18 protein-coding genes and 1 pseudogene are annotated in these 18,940 nt (G+C 43.2%); 8 read left to right on the top strand and 11 right to left on the bottom strand.

Annotation, left to right across the window (positions count from 1 at the left end):
• Nucleotides 1–55: 55 nt before the first annotated feature.
• Complete coding sequence (locus ACKGJP_RS03195) at nucleotides 56–619, top strand: hypothetical protein (RefSeq protein WP_409344246.1); 564 nt, start codon at nucleotides 56–58, stop codon at nucleotides 617–619.
• A 271-nt stretch (nucleotides 620–890) separates the two neighbouring features.
• Nucleotides 891–1,427: a hypothetical protein gene (locus tag ACKGJP_RS03190; RefSeq protein WP_409344245.1), complete on the top strand. Its 537-nt coding sequence runs from the start codon at nucleotides 891–893 to the stop codon at nucleotides 1,425–1,427.
• 154 nt (nucleotides 1,428–1,581) lie between these two features.
• On the opposite strand, the gene ACKGJP_RS03185 is transcribed toward ACKGJP_RS03190, so the two are convergent.
• The 11 genes from ACKGJP_RS03185 to ACKGJP_RS03135 all read right to left on the bottom strand — a co-directional run bounded on the left by ACKGJP_RS03185 (nucleotide 1,582) and on the right by ACKGJP_RS03135 (nucleotide 16,087).
• The gene (locus ACKGJP_RS03185; RefSeq protein ID WP_409344244.1) at nucleotides 1,582–2,550 is read right to left on the bottom strand and encodes a hypothetical protein; all 969 of its coding nucleotides are present in this window, start codon (nucleotides 2,548–2,550) and stop codon (nucleotides 1,582–1,584) included.
• 217 nt (nucleotides 2,551–2,767) lie between these two features.
• Nucleotides 2,768–3,556 carry a M20/M25/M40 family metallo-hydrolase gene (locus tag ACKGJP_RS03180; protein ID WP_409344243.1) on the bottom strand — a complete coding sequence of 263 codons (789 nt, stop codon included), beginning with the start codon at nucleotides 3,554–3,556 and terminating at the stop codon, nucleotides 2,768–2,770.
• Complete coding sequence (locus tag ACKGJP_RS03175) at nucleotides 3,498–4,355, bottom strand: hypothetical protein (protein ID WP_409344242.1); 858 nt, start codon at nucleotides 4,353–4,355, stop codon at nucleotides 3,498–3,500. Before ACKGJP_RS03175 ends, ACKGJP_RS03180 begins: the two co-directional genes overlap by 59 nt.
• 152 nt (nucleotides 4,356–4,507) lie before the next feature.
• Nucleotides 4,508–5,509: a tetratricopeptide repeat protein gene (locus ACKGJP_RS03170; protein ID WP_409344241.1), complete on the bottom strand. Its 1,002-nt coding sequence runs from the start codon at nucleotides 5,507–5,509 to the stop codon at nucleotides 4,508–4,510.
• Between the two features lie 20 nt (nucleotides 5,510–5,529).
• Complete coding sequence (locus ACKGJP_RS03165) at nucleotides 5,530–7,845, bottom strand: UvrD-helicase domain-containing protein (protein WP_409344240.1); 2,316 nt, start codon at nucleotides 7,843–7,845, stop codon at nucleotides 5,530–5,532.
• A gap of 1,155 nt (nucleotides 7,846–9,000) precedes the next feature.
• Nucleotides 9,001–9,291: a helix-turn-helix domain-containing protein gene (locus ACKGJP_RS03160; RefSeq protein ID WP_409344239.1), complete on the bottom strand. Its 291-nt coding sequence runs from the start codon at nucleotides 9,289–9,291 to the stop codon at nucleotides 9,001–9,003.
• 229 nt (nucleotides 9,292–9,520) lie between these two features.
• Nucleotides 9,521–9,817: a hypothetical protein gene (locus ACKGJP_RS03155; RefSeq protein ID WP_409344238.1), complete on the bottom strand. Its 297-nt coding sequence runs from the start codon at nucleotides 9,815–9,817 to the stop codon at nucleotides 9,521–9,523.
• 730 nt (nucleotides 9,818–10,547) lie between these two features.
• On the bottom strand, nucleotides 10,548–12,371 hold the full coding sequence (locus ACKGJP_RS03150; RefSeq protein ID WP_409344237.1) for an ATP-dependent nuclease: 1,824 nt from the start codon (nucleotides 12,369–12,371) through the stop codon (nucleotides 10,548–10,550).
• A gap of 120 nt (nucleotides 12,372–12,491) precedes the next feature.
• The gene (locus ACKGJP_RS03145; protein WP_409344236.1) at nucleotides 12,492–13,988 is read right to left on the bottom strand and encodes a hypothetical protein; all 1,497 of its coding nucleotides are present in this window, start codon (nucleotides 13,986–13,988) and stop codon (nucleotides 12,492–12,494) included.
• Nucleotides 13,989–14,100: 112 nt separating this feature from the next.
• Nucleotides 14,101–14,703 carry a hypothetical protein gene (locus tag ACKGJP_RS03140; RefSeq protein ID WP_409344235.1) on the bottom strand — a complete coding sequence of 201 codons (603 nt, stop codon included), beginning with the start codon at nucleotides 14,701–14,703 and terminating at the stop codon, nucleotides 14,101–14,103.
• Between the two features lies 1 nt (nucleotide 14,704).
• Nucleotides 14,705–16,087, bottom strand: a complete 1,383-nt coding sequence (locus tag ACKGJP_RS03135; protein WP_409344234.1) for a B12-binding domain-containing radical SAM protein — start codon at nucleotides 16,085–16,087, stop codon at nucleotides 14,705–14,707.
• Between the two features lie 738 nt (nucleotides 16,088–16,825).
• Here ACKGJP_RS03135 and ACKGJP_RS03130 point away from each other — a divergent pair.
• From ACKGJP_RS03130 to ACKGJP_RS03105, 6 genes and pseudogenes are all read left to right on the top strand, one after another.
• On the top strand, nucleotides 16,826–17,020 hold the full coding sequence (locus ACKGJP_RS03130; protein WP_409344233.1) for a helix-turn-helix domain-containing protein: 195 nt from the start codon (nucleotides 16,826–16,828) through the stop codon (nucleotides 17,018–17,020).
• An 89-nt stretch (nucleotides 17,021–17,109) separates the two neighbouring features.
• Nucleotides 17,110–17,325: a hypothetical protein gene (locus tag ACKGJP_RS03125; RefSeq protein WP_409344232.1), complete on the top strand. Its 216-nt coding sequence runs from the start codon at nucleotides 17,110–17,112 to the stop codon at nucleotides 17,323–17,325.
• 151 nt (nucleotides 17,326–17,476) lie between these two features.
• Nucleotides 17,477–17,533 (top strand): annotated as a pseudogene (locus ACKGJP_RS03120) (Arm DNA-binding domain-containing protein); the annotation flags it as partial.
• Between the two features lie 54 nt (nucleotides 17,534–17,587).
• Entirely contained in the window at nucleotides 17,588–17,827 is a 240-nt protein-coding gene (locus tag ACKGJP_RS03115) for an N-terminal phage integrase SAM-like domain-containing protein (protein ID WP_409344231.1), read from the top strand.
• Nucleotides 17,828–17,893: 66 nt separating this feature from the next.
• Nucleotides 17,894–18,205, top strand: coding sequence for a site-specific integrase (locus ACKGJP_RS03110; RefSeq protein ID WP_409344230.1), 312 nt, complete (start codon nucleotides 17,894–17,896; stop codon nucleotides 18,203–18,205).
• A gap of 25 nt (nucleotides 18,206–18,230) precedes the next feature.
• On the top strand, nucleotides 18,231–18,389 hold the full coding sequence (locus ACKGJP_RS03105) for a hypothetical protein (protein WP_409344229.1): 159 nt from the start codon (nucleotides 18,231–18,233) through the stop codon (nucleotides 18,387–18,389).
• Nucleotides 18,390–18,940 lie beyond the last annotated feature (551 nt).

Below are 18,940 nucleotides of genomic sequence, written 5' to 3'. Positions count from 1 at the left end.
TGCTGCCATAATGAGGACATGCTTTTACTACGTTCATACAAAGGAGTATTTACTGATGAAAAAAGGGTTAATGATGATCGTCGTGCTGCTCGCGATCGGCGGATTGATGGCTGCCATGGCTTACAGCAGCGCCAGCGTAACGAATGCTTCCACGCTGAATGTAAAGAACACGAACGAAGCTTTGGTTGCGCTCATTGCAGCCGACGCCAACAGCATCGGGAACAAAGACCGTACGGCCAGTTACGAGAACGGCAAGCTGACGTTCAACTTCGGTAAGGGGCTGGGAGGCCAAACCTTCGGTCTGCAGCGCAACAGCACGTACGAGTGGGAAAAGCTGTTCAAAGTAAAAAACAACTCCAATGAAACCATCGTCGTTCAATTCCGCGAAGACCAAAGCTTGAGCGGCGTGAATGATTCCATCCGGTCGATTCGCCTTTTCGGCTTGCTGAACGAATGGGTTCCGCTCGGTACGAACGACATTGCGGCTGCTCTGACAACGATCATTCTTCTGCCGGGAGAAGAGAGAGCGGTAGATATTAAGATGGATACGAATGGTACGGCTCCTACGGGCGCACAAAACTACAACATTATCGTAGAGTCTAAAGTTAAACTGTTCTAAAGCTCCGGAAGCTCGCGTCCTACGGGATCGCGGGCTTTTTCTTTGTCCGGAATGCCGATGGTACGAAAGGATAATTCGCCCCCCTCTCTGGGACCAGACCTTCCCGGAGATCGGGCTAGCGGCGGGTGTCCATTGGTAGTGCCGAAGAGTATACCGCTCCCGTTTAAAGATCACTCTTTGGCGGGGCGCGAATGAGCGGGATTCCCGGCATAATGAAATCAAGAGCTCCCGCTTAAATTCAAAAAAAAAAAAAAAATGGAGGCAACAAATCATGAAAAAAGGTTTATTGGCAGTAATCGCAATGTTGTGCGTAGCAAGCGTAATGGCAGCTTTCGCTTATACGAGCGCAACGGTAACAAACGCTTCGACTCTGACGGTAGCGAACACGAACAACGCCCTGCTGGCGCTGACGGCTGACAACGCAACCATCGGCCATAAAGACTTAACGGCTGCTATCGGCGCAGACGGCAAGCTTTCCTTCAACTTCGGTAAAGGTAAAGACGGCGCCATCTTCGGTTTGCAAAAGAACAGCGCGTACACTTGGAACTCCCTGTTCGACGTAAAAAACAACTCCACCGACAACGTTTCGGTTAAAGTGAAATACCCTTCGGTTCCTGCCGGTGTCGTCATCAGCGCCAAAGTAAGCGGTACGAACGTCTGGACGACGCTTACGAACGACAATACTTCCTTCACTTTCGACCTGAACAGCGGCGTAAAAAGCAGCATCGACGTAAAAGTCGAAGTAAACGACAACGCTACGGTTGCTAGCGTAGTAGGCAACATCGTGATCGAGTCCGACGCTAAGTAATTCTTTAATCAAGAAGCCCTGACGGCTAAGCCGTCAGGGCTTCTTGATTACCTTGGTCACATTCGATCTCCTGTGAGAATTCCCTTAAATAGCTCCCTGTCCCGTCGATTACAAGTCATCTAAACAACGTGCTGCATCTGGAAAAGACAGCTATTCATTTCTCCATCATGTTATTGAGGTTATGATAGTAGTTATCATCGAATCCGTCACGACTCCTCGAAATTACATCCGGATCGGTGTAGTCGTCCACGAGCCGCGCATGCATACCACTGAGAATTCCATACGCTTCCTCATATTGCTCTTTAACGACACAGATACTCGGGGCTCCCGCGTCATCTTTCACTACATAGGCAGCGATGCCTTTTCCCTTCAAAATCCGTTCGTACTCTTCTTCCCGGTTGTCCATGACGTATCCCATATCGTACAACACATCGTCTACATTCACATTTCTAATTCCCGTTACCCATTGCCAGTACATAACCAACTCAACAGCAGAAAGCAACTGTGACTTGCCTTCATGAAAAAAGCGATTTTGACAGCCTAGCGATTCCACGGTATATCCTTTTACGTTCTTGAATACTCGATAACCAAAGCTGCGTAAGAAGCGGGCCGCCTGCACGCCGCAGAATGACGCCACCTCTTCCGGCGATCCCGTCCCGGCTTTCAATTGAAAGCTTTCGGGTACCACCTTCCCGGTTCGAATATGATGCAAGTGGTTTGCGTATCGCGCACGCATTCTGGCAAGCGATCCATCGCTGAATTGTTTCTCTTGCACAAACTGATTAAAGTGCTCCCCATATCCTTTTAATTCCTCTTCCGTTTCGGATAATGAAAAGCGAATCCAGAATCGGGAAAGAAGCCCTTTATTATTTGCATGTTCATTTTTTTGCTCCGGGAAAAATAGGGTAGATCCGCTCCTGCCTGTCGGCCGCAGCCGCACTTCAACATAAAAATCATCTTCTGATACATGATATTGCTTTACGTACCGCTTCACCAACCGATTAAGCGCGTCGTATTCGTCACGGCCATCGCTTACTTCGTCAATTCGATAGAGCGGGAAATCTCTTCTTACTTCGGACCGCAACACGCCGATTCCTTGAACCAGGTACTCTTGCAACGACATTACCATTTCCCCCCAGTAATGAAAAAAGCCCCGTTTACACAGAAGCTTTTCTCGACATGATCTTGTTTTTGGCTGCAATTATAAATCGAAGCCCCTCTAGCTCTTACGGTTGTAATGAGCAGCATATCAAGCCCCCACAGCCTCGGTATTTGCATTGATCGCACTACAATCCTATTTTTCGACATAGGCCTTTGTTTTCCTTCTATTATTACGCAGATTAGGGCCGGTAATCGGTCACCGCCGCCAAAACAAACCTCACGGTATCAAGCCCATGCTCGACGTTCATCGTCTCCTCTTCCGTATGCTCATCCTTGTAGCCCGCCGATAGGTTGACGCTTGGTATGCCGTGCTTGGCAAAGGTCATAGCGTCGCTGATACCGCCCCGAACGGCTTTCCAGTCAGGCATGCCGCAACGCGCTCCGGTTCGCTCGAAGTAATCCGCCATCTCTTGATCGCAGAAATCCATCAGCCCGTTCCGGACGACAATATCCCGCGAGCCCCTTCGATCCACGACTATAGCTAGATCCGCCCCGCCGAGCCATACCGGATCAATCTCATTCGAGCCGATGCGTCCGATTTCCTCCTCCCTTGTGAAGGCCAGCTTGACCTTTCCGTTAAACCCCGCCTCCTCCAGATTCTCCATTACGGTAATAATAACCGCAATTCCGGCCCGGTCATCAGCTCCCAGCGGCCCGCTCGTGCTTGACCAAATATCGCCCCGGCAGCTAATACCGCGGCCAGGATCTACCCATACCGTGTCCATATGGGCGCAGAGCAGCACGGTTGGACCGTTCCCGCTACCGAAGCACCGCTCACCCAGAAGATTGCCATAAGCATCCGTATACATTTCATCCGTCACATTCGTAAGCCTCTTTACCAAGAACCGGGCAACCGGCGCTTCATACCCGCTAGGTGCCGTAATCATCAGCAGCCGGTAAAGATCGTTCTCAAACCGCGCCCTCATAGCTGCCCTCATGTTCACGTCCATTGCAATCGCTCTGCTCATTCGAATCCCTCTCCCTTGGGTTCGTCATATTCTCCATCCAGCTGCACAGCCCGGTGAAGCTCGCCGACATCCGCTCCGCATCCAACTTCATGCTTCTATTCTTGAACGTCTCACGGCGAGCCCTCCGCAAGCGATCGGCGTCCTTGCGCAGCCAATCGCCGAGCGTCATCGCGTCTTCGCGGATCATCCGCATGCTCCATGGCGAGTCTTGCTCACGTACCGCCTGCAGCCTTGGGCTGGTATTATCCGATCCCTCCACGACCTCCCAGCGGTAATTAAGCTTGAACTCAGCAAACGAATTCCTCCGGATCACATCAAACCATGCAGCCGCATACGCACTTGCAAAATACACCCGCGGCTCCTGCCGCCCATGCCCGTCGCAACCTCCGGTGACGAGTATCCCCGCTTCGCTCATCGTCTTGACCAGATAGGCGATACCCCGATCAAGCGAGAGCGTATTCCATTTGACGCCATGATTCCTTTTTGTGAAAGCTCTCCAGGAGTGAAACCCATTCGGGATGTTCGGTCGGCTGTAACGGACAGGCAAGGCTGATAGCTTGGCCATGTATGTACCCGGCAGCACTGGGCACAGTATTTGCACCTGCTCTCCCGAGTAACAAGCTGGTATCCCGTTTCCTTCAAGAAATTGACGCAGGTCGCTGTAATCGTTACAACCGTTCCCACCCGATACAAGCACAAGGTCTCCATCAACGGAGCTTAAGAAGCCGCGCTTCTTCAAAGCCTCGTGGAGCTGCTCAGCCGGGCTGATTCCGTTATTCAATTGGTGTATGCGTTTCATGATCATCGTCTCCTTTTAGCACCTATGTTGTTGTTCTTCCTGTCATTATTGAACCACGGCTGCGTCACAGCCCTTTGACCACCCCGCCAAACTTTCTGTTGACAAACAAAAAACCGAGGAAATCGCTCCTCGGCTCTTACTGTTTCCTATCGCTAGTCCATTTCGTTCCGGTACCTATCGGTATCCCGGTATACGACCACCGGATTCGGCCAGTCCAGGTGGTTCCAGCCGTAGCCCTCTCCATCGGGCAGCAAGAACGGCTTGCTCCACTCCCTTGTGTATCGCTCGATTTCTTGCCGCACGCGGCGGATATTTTCTCTCACGACAGAGCTGCGCTTGGCCATCGGCTTACCGAATTTCTTCTCATGGAGCTCATCCCCGCTAAGAGGCCGTTCCGACTCCATAAGGATGCGTAAATACTCGGCGGGTCTTTCGGTTAATCTTACCCTTGTGTGTTCCGGCAGGTACAGCCTCACGGTTCTCGGCGCCTCGATGAAGCTTAATACGATGCGCCCGCCGTCAAGCAGCTCTAGCAGCTCACTCTCGGAAATATAGCGCTCACCCTTCTGATCCGATAACACATACGGTTTATACGTCTCATCATTGTGCACTTGTTCCTTGGTATCCAGAACCAACTGCTTCAGCTTATCTCTCTGACCGGCAGGTAGATCCCGCCATAAGCCGTCTCCCCGTTCCATGCTCTCCCGGGATACATTCATATAAGCGCGAGCCTGATAGCAGTACGCGCGAACGGTCTGCTCGTCCGTGATTTTATGCTGAGGATACCGCGCCGACCGCAGCAAAGCCTTCTGGAAATACGAAGCCGATTCCTTCCACTTCTGATCATAATAGCAAAGGAAGCCCAGCCGGTAGCAGGCGAGCGAATGCTCCTTGTCATCCATGACAACCTTCAAGAACAACTCTTTCGCTCTCTGCAAATTCGACCGGCTGCCTTTCAACCCGCGACCCAGCTCGAGCAAGCATCGAACCAGCATGAACCGGTATTGATCATTGCCCGGCTCAAGCTCGTTCAGCTTCTCATAAATCGCCAGCCCCCGCTCCCAGTACATCATTTCTTCCCACTCGCCATGGCCGATATCCTGGACTTCCCATTCTTCCTCCTGCAACAGCAGGTACTGCAATTCTTCTTTCATAGTCGCACTCCTAGGATCGATTATCGCTTGTATTTCGGCGTCGACTCGTATTTTCGATCCAGCACCAAGGCTTTCTTCAACCAGTCGGCCCTGTTCTCCTCGTCATCCGTACGTCTTGCCGCCTCCCGATAAGCAACGGCAGCCGTCTTCCAGTGGTCGCGCGACGGGGATTTCTCCAGCCTAGCCGCCGCCTCGTAATATCTTCCGAGCTGAAGGCAATAGGCTCCGCTCCCGCCGTATTGCTTTTCCTTGTCCATCTTTTTCAGCATATAAATTTTGTACAGGTCATTGGTGTTGCGTTTTACTATTTTTTTGATAATGTCATCATACATATCGCAGGCGTCATAGCAAGCAATGGCCTCGTCCTGCACCCCCAGCGACAGAAAACGCTCAGCCGCCTCCTGCAGTTTATTTTCGCCCTTGAGCAAATAGGCTCGGCACAGCTCCTGCAAATGGACTGCCTCCGGACGGCTTCGCACGCGCTCCAAGCATTCCAATGCTTGAGGGTAAAGCTTCTTCTCAACCAATTCCTTGGCCCGTATAAACCAATCCGCCTCTGTATAAACAACCGGCTTTTCTTCGGCTTGCTCTTGCGAATCAACGCCGGCAATCTTTACCGATTCTCGCAAACGAGGCATATTCCAGAACGCGGGTAGCTTCTCCCCCTCATAAATACAACATCCGCTCATACCGCGAGTAACGGCTACATACAGAAGGCTTACCTCTTGACGAATAAACCGCTGCTCCACATCCTTGAGCTGCTGCTTTACGTTTAAGCCGCGAAGCAGCTTCTTCCATTTTTCATTCACAACAGAGCCTTCCTGTATCATTTTCCACAAAAAGACTCTATGAAACTCCAGACCCTTCGCTTCTTCTACAGAGTAAACTAGCGGAGGCAGCTTATCCATCTTCCGGAAGGCCTGCTTCAGCTTCCTGCTTTCGCCGGAATCACGAACCATCACCGCATCCAGGGGCCCTAAAGCTTCCAGACGCTTATACATGGCATCTTCAGTATCATTCTCAAAAAGAATGGGCTCAGGCCCTTCGATATAGCTTTCCAGATTCTGCGTTTTGTATTTGTAATCCGTATACTCCCGCTGGATATGATTAATGGCGCCCGCAAGCTTCGCGATGCTGCCGGAGTTCCGATAATTATGCGTTAAAGCCTCAATGCCGTTAACGGCTTTGCCCAGCTTCTTATACAGCATATCCTTCACATTTTCCCAGCGGAAGCCGCTGTGATGAACGATCTGATGATCGTCGCCGGCAAGTACAATACGGTCCGCTCTCCGGTTAGCCAACAGGAACAGCAGCTCGACATGAAGCATGGACAAGTCTTGAACTTCATCGCACATCACGATTTCGTATGCTGTTTTATGCTTTCTCAGGCATTTGCGGAGCAGGTCCAGCTCATCTACCCGCTCTTCTTCAGCAAGATTCCTTTGATACCATTCAAAAATGCTATAGACTTCCCTGCGTCTTCTCTTCTCAAAGATCGCCTGATGCTCATTAAGAGATTCATAGCGCTCGTAAGTAAGAATATCGTGGCCGTCCGATAGATGGGCCCCGCCCTTAATGACTCCCCGGATTTCCTCCCACACCATACTGCCGGGATATTGGCCCTCCAGGTTTTTTCCCCTAGCATAAATGTGGTATTCATTGGAGAAACGCTCGAGATTCATCCGCGGCTTAATACGATCAAGCTCATAAGACTGGATCAGGTCCTCGAAGGTTAAAAAAGCCGTATTTCTCAAGTACTCCTGCTCATAATCAATACCTCTGACAAGACTTTTAAACATGTGCTCTGCCGTTTCGCGAAGCTTTTTGCTGTATGTTATATACAGCTTAGGGGTGTGCGGCTCCGTCACAAGGCGATGGAGCAATATCGTCGTTTTGCCGCTGCCGGCCGTACCTGCGATCAATAGAGGCATGTCCAGCTTTACAAGCTCCCTTTGATACGGATTCAAGCGCAGCTTAAGCTCCCAGAATTCTTGCGAAGCGATCTCGGTCCTCGCTAAAAAACGCAGGATGGATTCATCGTCCAGCTCGAATGCCTTAAGCTGGTCCACTCTTTGGAAAAATGGGGTTTGGAGCTCCCATGTTTTTTGCTCCTCAGTCAAGTCCAATTCAATCTCAGGTGACTCTTCATAAACATGCCGCTCAAATTCGCTTACGCCAAAAATCGATTTAGCCTCATGAATGACATCGTCGTGAGCAACCGCCGGATGAAAGATCATAATCTCCATCCGATCGGATTCAATAGGGCGAAACAAGGTAAACAGCATACGGCGGGCTTTATCTATACGCGCCTCATAAATCGTCATTTGCTTTTTCATAGCCCTGAGCTTTTTTACTCGCGTGCCGTTTTTCCAATTTCCCTCGCGAAGCCACGTAATACGTTTAATGACCTGCTCAAGCAGTTTCGGCGGAAGGCTCTGTATTTCTTTATTCGCGGTTTCCGTTATCGAAATGGCATACATATGGTGAAAAGCCCCCAGTCACGAACGTAAATAATAAAATCAAATCCCGATACTCGGCGCCGATTCCCGCACGCCGTCCAGCCGCAAAATCAGCTAAATTATACCATGCATAGAAGATACGAAAAACCTAGCGGCAATCTGCCGTTAGGTTCTATTGTGCTAGTTAGTCCTCTTATGCTTCCACTTTACCACCTGCATAGCAGGTCAGAGTATTATACCGGGGTATAGTTTGGCAGTATAGTTTGGCAGTATACTTTAGGCGAATTTATCCACCGGATTCCTTCGCTTTGCCGGATCGGCCCGCACCATTTAGGAATCGTCATCGGCAACTACACTAAACAGTCTATTCTGCAGGAAAAACTGGAATTGATCTTCTTCGATAACAACCTCTACCGACTTAGCGATAAACAATTTATACAGATAAAGCCCTATTACATCCACGCGAAAAGTTGCATTCGGAGGAACAGACACCTTGCTTCCTTCCGTGCAAAAATAAGTGAAGCTGCGGTCACTGCGAACCATTATACGCATAAGCTTCGGCTTTGCCTTAGCCTGTTCTACGGATCTAGGGTCAAGCCTTTGACAAGCTCGGGAATCTATAAACATTCAATGATCTGCCCTTCTCAAAATCTGCTATGCAGCGCGATTCCACTTTGCGGACTTCCAAATTCATAAAAATATCTTTTAAGCGGAGATCATGCAGCCGGGCCTCAAGCTCCGTGCATGGCTCGGTCAGCATTTGATGATTATAGAAAACAGCATACAAAATAAGATCAACTCCCAGTTCTATATTGGTAATATATATATTACCCATTTTTATAGAATGGTATCATATATGTTACCGAAATGTCAAACAAGGCAAAATAGAAAAAAACGACCGCCGAAGGCGATCGTTTAAATAAACACTATTTATATAGCCGGCACGGCAAGGCAGCTTTAAGTCCACCATCCATTGGGCCATAACAAAACATACCACTATACTTGCCATGATAAAAAATCAATGATTTATTATTATTTATTTTTATCACGAATGACTAATTCTAAATCCAATGCTTCTAAAATCTTTAATAACGTATCCAGATTGTAATTGGTGTCTCCGCTAGTCACGCGTAATATTTGCGGATGTTTCATTCCCGTCATTTCTGCTAATTTACGTATCGATAACCGTTTCTTTTCTAAACTTCTCTTAATGGATAATGATATTTCCTTCTTAGGTTCGGAAATTTGATAAAACTCCAGCGGCACGTCAAGTTCTTGAACATCGTGAACAACATGATCAGGGACCTGCTTTCCGGTTTTCAAAATGTTGTTCTCCTTTCAATTCTTAAAAAACTACTTCAGACGCATGCGATTAGAAAAGCTCCTTACATTCATCCTCTCCTTTTTATTCGGATTTATAAGCCGTATCGAAAACTTCCGCTTTTCTTCACTCAACAGTACGTATGGAGGGAGTAACGACCGAGAAGGCAGTTGTCCTATACCTTCTCGATTCGAGCCCATGAGCATCCTGCTTCGACGTTTCATTCGAATACTAGATTTCCTTCGCATTGAAGTCAATCACTATCATTTTCGAATGATCGTCCGCATCCACGGTAATGGCAAATGTCCATTCCTTCCGGGAACTTCCCTTTACCACAAGCTCCCAAGCACCTTGCTTCCCCCTGATTCTTCTCCCCATAAACGTCTTATCGGGACCGAATAGATCGAGGTAGGAAAAAGCTTCGAGCATGCGTCTTTTCTCCCCCGGATCTAGCAAGCTGCCGGAGAAAGAAGCCGCAAACGCTTCTTCCGTAAACACAAGATTAGGAAACTGCTGGATAACATGCATCGACATACCCGCCAGTCCTTTCGTACGTATTGAGTTTTCAATGTGCAGAAGTAGTGCAAGTACAAGTCTGACAACATGGTATCACCCGTGTTACCACGTGTCAACAAGATTATTGGAAAACGAACCGGCCGAACAGTACGAGGGTTGACCGCCGACGTGGACCAGACCGAGAACCGCGTGCCGCGATGGCACCGCGCGCGGGAGATGAGCATTTGTTCGTCCTTGTGTCCCAACAAATCCGTTTATTTCATTTCACGGCTCCCGGAATATGAACCACAAAATCCCGTCGCCCATCCGTCCCTAAGTACCTAAAACCCTTATATATCGAGGCTTTACGCTTTAAAAAATTATGGTGCGGTCGGCGGGATTTGAACCCGCACACCCAATGGGCGCCACCCCCCTCAAGATAAGAAACACCATCTTGCAAATAAGTCCCATCGAGCAAAAGCGTAGTCATATCAAGGGGTTCGGGGCATGAATATCGGGTTAGCCCCTAACGTCCGAGTTATAGAAACAGAATATTCTTGACCAGAATCTTGACCAGTTAATACCTTGTTGCTATTACTGCTTTACAAATAGCAGTTGATCTTTTTCCTTGAAATAATTTAATAAGGCAGTTATCCAATAGTAGCTAACGACTAATTACAGCAATTTACGAGGCTGCCGATCAATTTCATGACAGCCTCGTATTGTCTTAAAAATATCATTTCCCGTTTAATTGTCTGACGTATTATTTTTCTTCATTACCTGCTGCGGCAAGTCTTGGTGTCCAAAGTACCTTTACAAACTCATCCATCGCTGGAGCTTGCCACTCTGCAATTGCTTGATTAAGTTCATTCCAGTCATTTCGACAAAGATTGCCAAGCAAAAATTCAACATTATGATTTGGTGGCTCTGGATGTAATAACCCATAAGATAATCCGATAATTTTAACAAGGTTGTCCGGTAAATCCGAAAGGGCTTTTTCTTTTATATATTCATAGGCCGAAAAGGATTTTGAACTCCCCTTTTCGTAATCATCAGGCATTTCAGCTTCAAATGTATGCTGTAATACATATTTTCTATTTCCTCTACTTTCAGCTAATACCTCTAGTTTATGATTAATAGTTATTACAGCTTTTAAAGCAGCAGAGGTTCTTCTTTCATTTTTCTTGTTAAACTCTGTAATATCGAGATCATGTACTACTGTGTAAGGTATATCGAAATTATTAAGGATATTCAGCACGATATACATCGTTGGTTTACCAGCGCAGTTAACCAAGGTCGTTCTGTTGAACACATTCGCAGGTAGAACGCCTTCACTAACGAATTTTTCTCCTATTAGCTTGAATGCAACAACTTCGGTATCTCCTTCAACCAAAATTGCTTTATCTGCGAAAAAGACCTCATTTACATGCGGATTAAATTTTAATAATGTTTGAAAACGCTCAATTTCATCCTTTGGAAGACCGTAAATATCTGAACTTACTTGATTTACTTGCACATCATTATGACGATTCAAAGATAATCTAGCAACTGTTCTGTTGGGCTTAGATAAATCAACAAAGTTAGGAGAATGTGAACTCGCGACAATTTGAAATAAGTTATCGTCCGCGAGAGCATAAAGCGTATCTTTAAATACCTTTGCAACCTGCGGATGCAAATATAATTCCGGTTCCTCGATAGCAAATATTAGCGGGCGATTAAAGGAAGCTTTTTCCTTGTCGTCACTAGGAAATCGACTTTTGAATTTTCGAAATCCCTTGAGAATAGATAGTATGAATGTTCTTTGAACACCATTACCTTGATGTTCTAAATCTGTTTCAATTCCGTTGTAATTGAAAAATGGACTGACAGCTGTACTTACTATTTCATCCATCGGCTTGACGTCTACTTTAAAATTAATGCTTGTCGAGGTGACCTCATTAAGAAATGTTTGAACTTCTGACTCAAAAAATCTTATTCTTTCATCATCATGTCTATTTATTTTTTCTTGTAATAACCTTGTTTTTGTTTCTGCTTCACTATATTCATCAAGAGAGTGAATAATTTGTTTGTAAAGTGTGGTCAACGTTTTCATATTGTCTGACGTAGCTTTAATTTCGTCAATCGCGTTCTTTACTGCAGGGATATAGATAACTTCCGGAAAGACATTCAGAAAATGAGATGCATTTTTTCCTCCGCCTAACTTCCCATCCCAGCCTTCATCTTCAAGGTCATGGGTTGGTGCCCCTGTTATTTTTGAAGCTCGCATAATTTCCCCATCGGCATAGTAGATGGCCCGGACGATAAAGGTATTGGTGTCAGTATGTAATGAAGCACGGATTCCGTGTAATTCTGCTTCTTCCATAGTTATTTCTGTAAATGTTGCATGGAACGAAATTGGGTTGGTTACGTTGTGTTTATAAAATTGCTTTCTATCTGGCTTTTGTGAAGAACCAAACATTTTTATGGCTTGTAATACTGTGCTTTTCCCTACATTATTCGGTCCAATCAAAATTGAGATATTCTCAATGTCGATACTTATTTCTCGAATTCCTTTAAAATTGCGAATGGTTATTTTAGAAAGCCTCACAACAATACCCTCCTCCAGTACCAGTAAAATTATTAGAATTAAAGAAAATGTTCCATTACTATGAACTACACCCAACATCAAGAAGATTCATGGAAGCAATCATACTAAGTTCTTTTATTATTAAATTAGATCCCAGTTTGGCAAGACAATTTCACATGAGGTAACTAAAAATTCGCATTCAGGATGTTCAGGAGGCATCTGTAGAGGCAATGTACCACAAGTTTCCGTTTCAACGGGACAATGATTTTTCCCTTTGAACGGACATATGAACTCTTCTTTAGGTTTGGAAATTAAATAATCAACGATATGTGTTGAGAAAAACCATCTTAAACTAGAGTTCCACTCATTTTTTTTTAGTCTTACCGGGCTTCTATAAGTTGTAGGTAAATTAATTGTGTGTGGAGTGGGGTTTTCTACATAGTAATAATCGTTTGACCAAAAAATAACGTTCTCATATGTCTTTTCCAAGAAATATAACCTATCAGAATGATACGCTGCATAATAGTCTTCAATTGCATCCGTTAAATTATCGGTTTTCTGCAAATCAAGTTGATGTCGTTTCAATAATTCCCTTGATTCATTTATTTGCTTTACCAGGAAATCCTTGGGTTCTATCCAAAAGTGCTTTCGATAAATATTTAATATCCATTTTTCGATTTCTTGGAGAGATTGAGGCACTTCCACGGTCTTCTTTAACTCTTCAAGAAATATAACGAATCGTTCAATTGGGTCATTCTCATTTTTTTGTTTCGCTATTAAGGGATAAGTGATGGAATGTGATATGATGGCCTGCATCATCTCTAGTGGAACATTCGATTGTGCTAATATCATGGATTTTATAATAGAATTGTACGCCCAAAGGGTTGGAGCTTCAAATGCTCGTTTTAAAAAGAGGCTTGACTCCTCTAAACCGTACACGTCATGAATTGCGAAAACTTGAGTAAGAACAGCTGATGCCTCTAGTAAAGATATTCCTGTTACCGGAACGTCAGCTAAAATTACTTCATCCATGTTTAATTCATCCAAGAAGAATGGAATAGATTTCAATATCCTGGTTTTTAGATTCTTAGTTTTTATTTTTCTAACATCTTCAAAGATGTTATCAACTATGAAAAGTTTATGTTTCCTTAGTTCTCCATACCTTTTCAGAAACTCTTTGTATTCTATATAATGCTGTCTAGTTGCCTTACTATAAAATGAATGATCTTTTAAGGGCAGTTTTATTTGCTTCTGATGATTACCTATATGTCTTAAAATCATTATTGCTCTTGAATAATACTCCAAATGGATCCTAAAAATTTCGTAACCAAGACTAGTTCCTACATATTCATGCCAATGTTTTAATTCATGAAAGTAAGTAGTCATCTCAGATAGAAATCTGATTATATCTTTTGAATAACGAGCTTTACTTTTTAGTTCATGCTGTAAAATTTTCACTCTATTCTCAGATGATTTAACCCTATTCATTCCACGAATCGTGCTTTTATGTATATTTGGCAAAGCATTTATAGTTACCATTCCATTCAAAAAATTAAGATATCCTAAGGTTTTAGTGGGTTTTCTATAAAACAAAGATTCTTTTTCTATAATGTCCATATTCATCACCAATTTAATCATTATTTGCATTTTTCCTGAAATTTAAAACTATATAAGTTTTTGGGGAAATTCGATCAAGAGATGATGATCTTTAGTTGAACTTATATAGTAATACGGTGATTGCCTTAATTCATTATGGCCTTATTTTAGAATATAGCTCTTTCGATTCCTTCAACAAATCCAGTATGCTCCCGTTATTTATAATATAGTAATCACATTGACTAGAAACAATCTCTCGTGCCTCTGTCTCAGTAAAGTGTTGATAGTTATTACTTTGATTCCTTTCATTATTTCTGAGAGTAACTCTTTGTTTTCTCAATTCATCATCCGCGGTAATGCCTAGAATTACGAAACCCTTGTTTCTCCAATATTTTAAATCCTCATGAGTTCTTCCCCCCACGATAATAGGAAAAAAGCTCAATTCGCTGTTTAAACATTCAAGTGTTTGCTCCAAACTCATTGTTGAAAATTCAAACTCCATTCCCTCAACGACTTTTGAAAAAACATAATCATTCATAATATTTGGATCAATACTGCGCAGTTTCTCTGCTACCTGTTGTCCGAGGCTTCTTTCCTTATCGGTCCATGTTGGGTTTACTTTTGTAACTCTCATTATATCTCGACACAACATTCCTAGATTAAATATCTTGGCGTTCCCAATTGTCTCTTTCAGATATTCAGCAAGTGTATCTTTTCCCGCCCCTATCTCGCCAAAAATAACAACTCCTATGGTCATGTTAAATGGCTCCCTTCACAACTTCAAATGGCAGTGATTCTTCATTAGCTTCTTTAATATCCTTAATAAAGTCTGCATACTGGTAGCTTCTCGGAAAGTAGGAAAACTTCTTTAAAATAAAGTAATCATCATGACTCATAACAGAACGGGAAAGGTCATTTCCTAATTGAAGGGATAATTCGTAATCAATTTCATTACTAAGGTGCATATATGAATATCCAAGTTCCTCAGAAGTGTCTATTACACTAGCCCCTAACGAATTAAAGTAATCATTACTACTCTGAGGACCATATACAACAACAGGATTAACAGATACGCCTCTAATATATTTCTTATTTAACAGAAGCCACTCTTTGGTTTCAGCGATACTTTCAAAATCTTCTCCTGCGTACAATAAAACATTTACTTTCACATGCACATTTTCCTTATGGCATGCTTCTATTAATAATCCGGCTTTTTCAAGATACGATTCAGGTTTCCGTGTTTTGTTCATCGCTTTTAATTGTCTAACGCTGGCAGACTCCAAACCAAGATCAAGTACTTTCAGACCAGCTTGTGCTAACTCATGAATCATCTCTGGAGTTAAAGCATCCACTCGGCTTTCACAGCGCCACTTTATACCCAAATTTTCCTCTATATATAACTCTTTAAATTTTCTTGCCCATGATAAACTCGGAAGGAACAGTGATGCTTCAAAATAAAAATTAATATCATCACTTTGATACATATCGACAGCATGTTTTATTTCATTTATTAATTTAGCTGGCTCTTTAAGTTGCGTGATAGGAACATTTTTCTCCATGCAGAACGAACATCCTCTTCCGCATCCTCTTGATACTTCTATAGATGGCTGGTACTCTTTAAAACCGTCAAGAAGTGTATAATCCAACTCTTCAAAACACTCAACCTTGTCTAACATGACTTCTATCGATCCCCATTGGTCAGGATATAAGGCTTGTTCAATTACTTCATCTGCTAGTCCAGTTATCCATAAATCGACTTCTTCTATTTTGCTTTTAATCCAGTCATCCGAGTCCCCTATAACCCATCTTCCACCACCAACTATCTTCAGTTCGTATTTACTTTTAAGCAACCTACAGAATTCCTTAGCCCACGGCAAAGAATAGTAGCTAGGAATAGACAACAAAATAGGATATTTCAACAAATTAAAATCTATTCCCGAATCATTGATTCTATTCATTAAATCAAAAGGACTTCTATATTCACCTTGAAACATTTTGACTGTATATCCTCTATTTTTGAGCACCGTCGCCAATCCTAAAAAACCATAATTTAGATACCGGTTCATTCGATTAAATGGATTATTTTCTTTTTTTGCTTTTAATAGCCCTGTAGAAACTAAAACTACTGTTTTTTCATCCATATGCGTCCCCGCCTCATTATATTTCTAAAGTCCTACCAATTCCGAATGCTCTATGATTAAAATTTTATAGTACTACTTTTCGACAAATATCCAAATAATCCCTCCCTTACAAGTTACATATATCTCTAGCCCGCTTTACCTGGATGCTGCTTGTAGTATTAGTTAGAATCTTTCCGATGCCTATGTATTATACAGAATCTTCGTGAATCCCTATTCACGTGAATACCGGACACGCTCAAACGTGTCCGGTATTTTTATTCTTATTTGTTGAATCAGATCAGAAATACTTGAAATAATTACCTCGCAGAAGAATTGACCAAAAACGGATACTTATGCTGGATTAGACTCCCCTAGTAAGACTTAGTATCCACATCAAATTAAAGCTCTACCCTCTCCAATCTCTTCTTGTGAATTTTTCAAATTGATCTTTTACCTTAAGTTCTTTTCCATCGACGTGATCGACAATAATAATTTGAGGTAAAAGTACTTGGATTGTATTGGCATCCTCGTACTTCTTTTTTATTTTGCAAGTAACACCGTTTTGACAGTTTAATATACAGTACTTATACGAATCTTGCCGTGTGATGTTGATTACTCAGTAACGACAACCAAGCTTAACAAACGACATTCAATAATAAAAAATCATATTGAACGACATAGTATTAACGGAGTTCCGATCAGAATCAACTATATATTATTACCTTGTGTAAAACACATTCATAGGAAAGGAATGAGAATATGTTTGATCATTACGATGACCTGATGACAGTAGAAGACATAATGGAAGCTTTAAATATTGGACGTTCGAAGGTATACGAACTTCTTCGCAGCGAAAAGATAAAGTCGTTCAAGATGAAAGGTTATCGGATACCAAAAGCAGCATTAAAGGAATTCGTACTTTCAGAAGCTAAAATGGAAACCAAGTGTAGTTGACTTGATTGAAAGCATAGAAAGAAGCTGCGGCCTACTCTGGCGCAGCTTCTTTTATGTTGTCAGCACTATAGAAGGGAGAATGCGCTAGTATGAATAAACGCATCTGGACACTATCAGAGTATGAATGTTGCAGCCGACAGTTGTTAGCTCTTGCCGTTCGTCATACCAAACTTGCACTTGAATACTTGAATCGAAAAACCTCGATTGAACGTAAGCAAACAATTTTATCTGAAATTTCAAAATTACGGGCAGAACGGGATGCGTTTCTTAATGCAGTAGATTTGGATCGGCAAAATAAAATCTAATGACATCGACTACATCCAATTACAATCAAAATTCAAAATCAGGATGGAGTGATTTTCAATGGAAGGAAGAACGGTTAAAAAAAGCGGCGACTCCTGGTACTACCTATTGACGTTTGGAACGAAGGAGAATGGTAAGCCCCAGCAATATTAGAAACGTGGCTTTAAAACGAAGCAGGAGGCTCAGAAAGCCCTGAATGAGCTTGAACACCCCTTGACTACCAGAAGCTATATAAAGCCAACCAAACTAACCTACAGGGACTACATGACCAAGCAGTATCTTGAAGACAAATTAACGAAGGTCAAGCATCGAACGTTGGGTACGTATACATGGCTTATTGAAAAGCATGTACTCCCCACGCTTGGCAGCATTGAACTATCCAATTTAAAACCTATGCATATTCAGCAACTATATAACAAGTTGACTAAAGAGAAGGCTATATCTGATGAAAATATTCAAAAAATCCATACCCTGATTAACGACAACTCTTTAAAGAAAGCGTAACGTTGGAGCCTAATTGCGAAAAATCCCGCTTCTCTGGTTGATCGTCCTATTGCAGTTAAAAAAGAAGTGGCTGTATGGAACCTTGAGCAAGTAAAATCATTTCTAAAGCATGCTGAAGGCACAGGCAGATATTCCATCGCTTATTTCATTGCACTAACGACAGGCATGCGCAAGGGCGAAATTCTGGGGTTACGATGGAAGGATGTAGATTTCGAGCAACAATGCGTCAGAATCACACAAACGGTCAGCAATGACGGTAAAGAGATTTTGCTCTATACCAAAACAAAATCAGGGGCAAGAACGATTGATTTGCCTGAGGAAACGATCAAGCGGTTGAAAGAGCATTACAAGCTCATTAGCCGGGAAAGACTACTGTAACAATGACCTCGTTGTATGTAATGAGTTGGGCCTGCCAGCCAACAGTAATAATTTACGAAGGACTTTTCGTAATATAACCAAGAAATCAGGAAACCCCCTCATCCGTTTTCACGATATGCGACACACACATGCAACCCTGCTCTTGCTACAAGGGGTAACCCTAAAATCGTCTCTGAAAGATTAGGGCATGCAGATGTCCGTATAAGCTTAGACACTTACAGTCATTTATTACCGAGCATGCAAAAAGAGACAGCACAGAATTTCGGGAAAATGCTATTTCATAATTCTGAATCCGACATTGAAAAACTGAAAGAAGAAACAAAAAATAGACCTCTTCTTTTAATAAAGAATCGGTCTATTTCTCGTTTACTTTAGTGAAAAAAATATTCTTGACCAATTCTTGACCAATAGGTCGGAATTGGTCACTTTTTACAAAATGCAAAGTTAAATACAAAAGCTTAAAAAATAAAAAACCCTTCCACAACAAGGGTTTCAGGAATTTTTAATTATGGTGCGGTCGGCGGGATTTGAACCCGCACACCCAATGGGCGCCACCCCCTCAAAGTGATAGATCGATTTTGATCTGTTCTGTTATAGTCCGGTAAAACCCTTTTAAATCACGGTTTTCGAGTTCCATGTCCGATCTATTTCGATGATTTCAGTTCATTTCCGCTGAATTTTTACATCAAATTTACATCAATGCTCGTACACAACGCGTCTATGCACGAAAGTAAG

The organism is Paenibacillus litoralis, from assembly GCF_046244365.1.
Taxonomy (GTDB): domain Bacteria; phylum Bacillota; class Bacilli; order Paenibacillales; family NBRC-103111; genus Paenibacillus_V.
This window is presented reverse-complemented; position numbering and strand designations above follow the sequence as displayed.

Excerpts from the sequence above, each read along its gene's own strand:
- ACKGJP_RS03195 (WP_409344246.1), top strand. The coding sequence starts at position 56 with ATGAAAAAAGGGTTAATGATGATCGTCGTGCTGCTCGCGATCGGCGGA.
- ACKGJP_RS03135 (WP_409344234.1), bottom strand. The coding sequence starts at position 16,087 with ATGGATGAAAAAACAGTAGTTTTAGTTTCTACAGGGCTATTAAAAGCA.
- ACKGJP_RS03155 (WP_409344238.1), bottom strand. The coding sequence starts at position 9,817 with ATGCATGTTATCCAGCAGTTTCCTAATCTTGTGTTTACGGAAGAAGCG.
- ACKGJP_RS03140 (WP_409344235.1), bottom strand. The coding sequence starts at position 14,703 with ATGACCATAGGAGTTGTTATTTTTGGCGAGATAGGGGCGGGAAAAGAT.
- ACKGJP_RS03180 (WP_409344243.1), bottom strand. The coding sequence starts at position 3,556 with ATGAGCAGAGCGATTGCAATGGACGTGAACATGAGGGCAGCTATGAGG.
- ACKGJP_RS03125 (WP_409344232.1), top strand. The coding sequence starts at position 17,110 with ATGAATAAACGCATCTGGACACTATCAGAGTATGAATGTTGCAGCCGA.
- ACKGJP_RS03185 (WP_409344244.1), bottom strand. The coding sequence starts at position 2,550 with ATGTCGTTGCAAGAGTACCTGGTTCAAGGAATCGGCGTGTTGCGGTCC.
- ACKGJP_RS03145 (WP_409344236.1), bottom strand. The coding sequence starts at position 13,988 with ATGATTAAATTGGTGATGAATATGGACATTATAGAAAAAGAATCTTTG.
- ACKGJP_RS03170 (WP_409344241.1), bottom strand. The coding sequence starts at position 5,509 with ATGAAAGAAGAATTGCAGTACCTGCTGTTGCAGGAGGAAGAATGGGAA.
- ACKGJP_RS03175 (WP_409344242.1), bottom strand. The coding sequence starts at position 4,355 with ATGAAACGCATACACCAATTGAATAACGGAATCAGCCCGGCTGAGCAG.
- ACKGJP_RS03130 (WP_409344233.1), top strand. The coding sequence starts at position 16,826 with ATGTTTGATCATTACGATGACCTGATGACAGTAGAAGACATAATGGAA.
- ACKGJP_RS03115 (WP_409344231.1), top strand. The coding sequence starts at position 17,588 with ATGACCAAGCAGTATCTTGAAGACAAATTAACGAAGGTCAAGCATCGA.
- ACKGJP_RS03165 (WP_409344240.1), bottom strand. The coding sequence starts at position 7,845 with ATGAAAAAGCAAATGACGATTTATGAGGCGCGTATAGATAAAGCCCGC.
- ACKGJP_RS03190 (WP_409344245.1), top strand. The coding sequence starts at position 891 with ATGAAAAAAGGTTTATTGGCAGTAATCGCAATGTTGTGCGTAGCAAGC.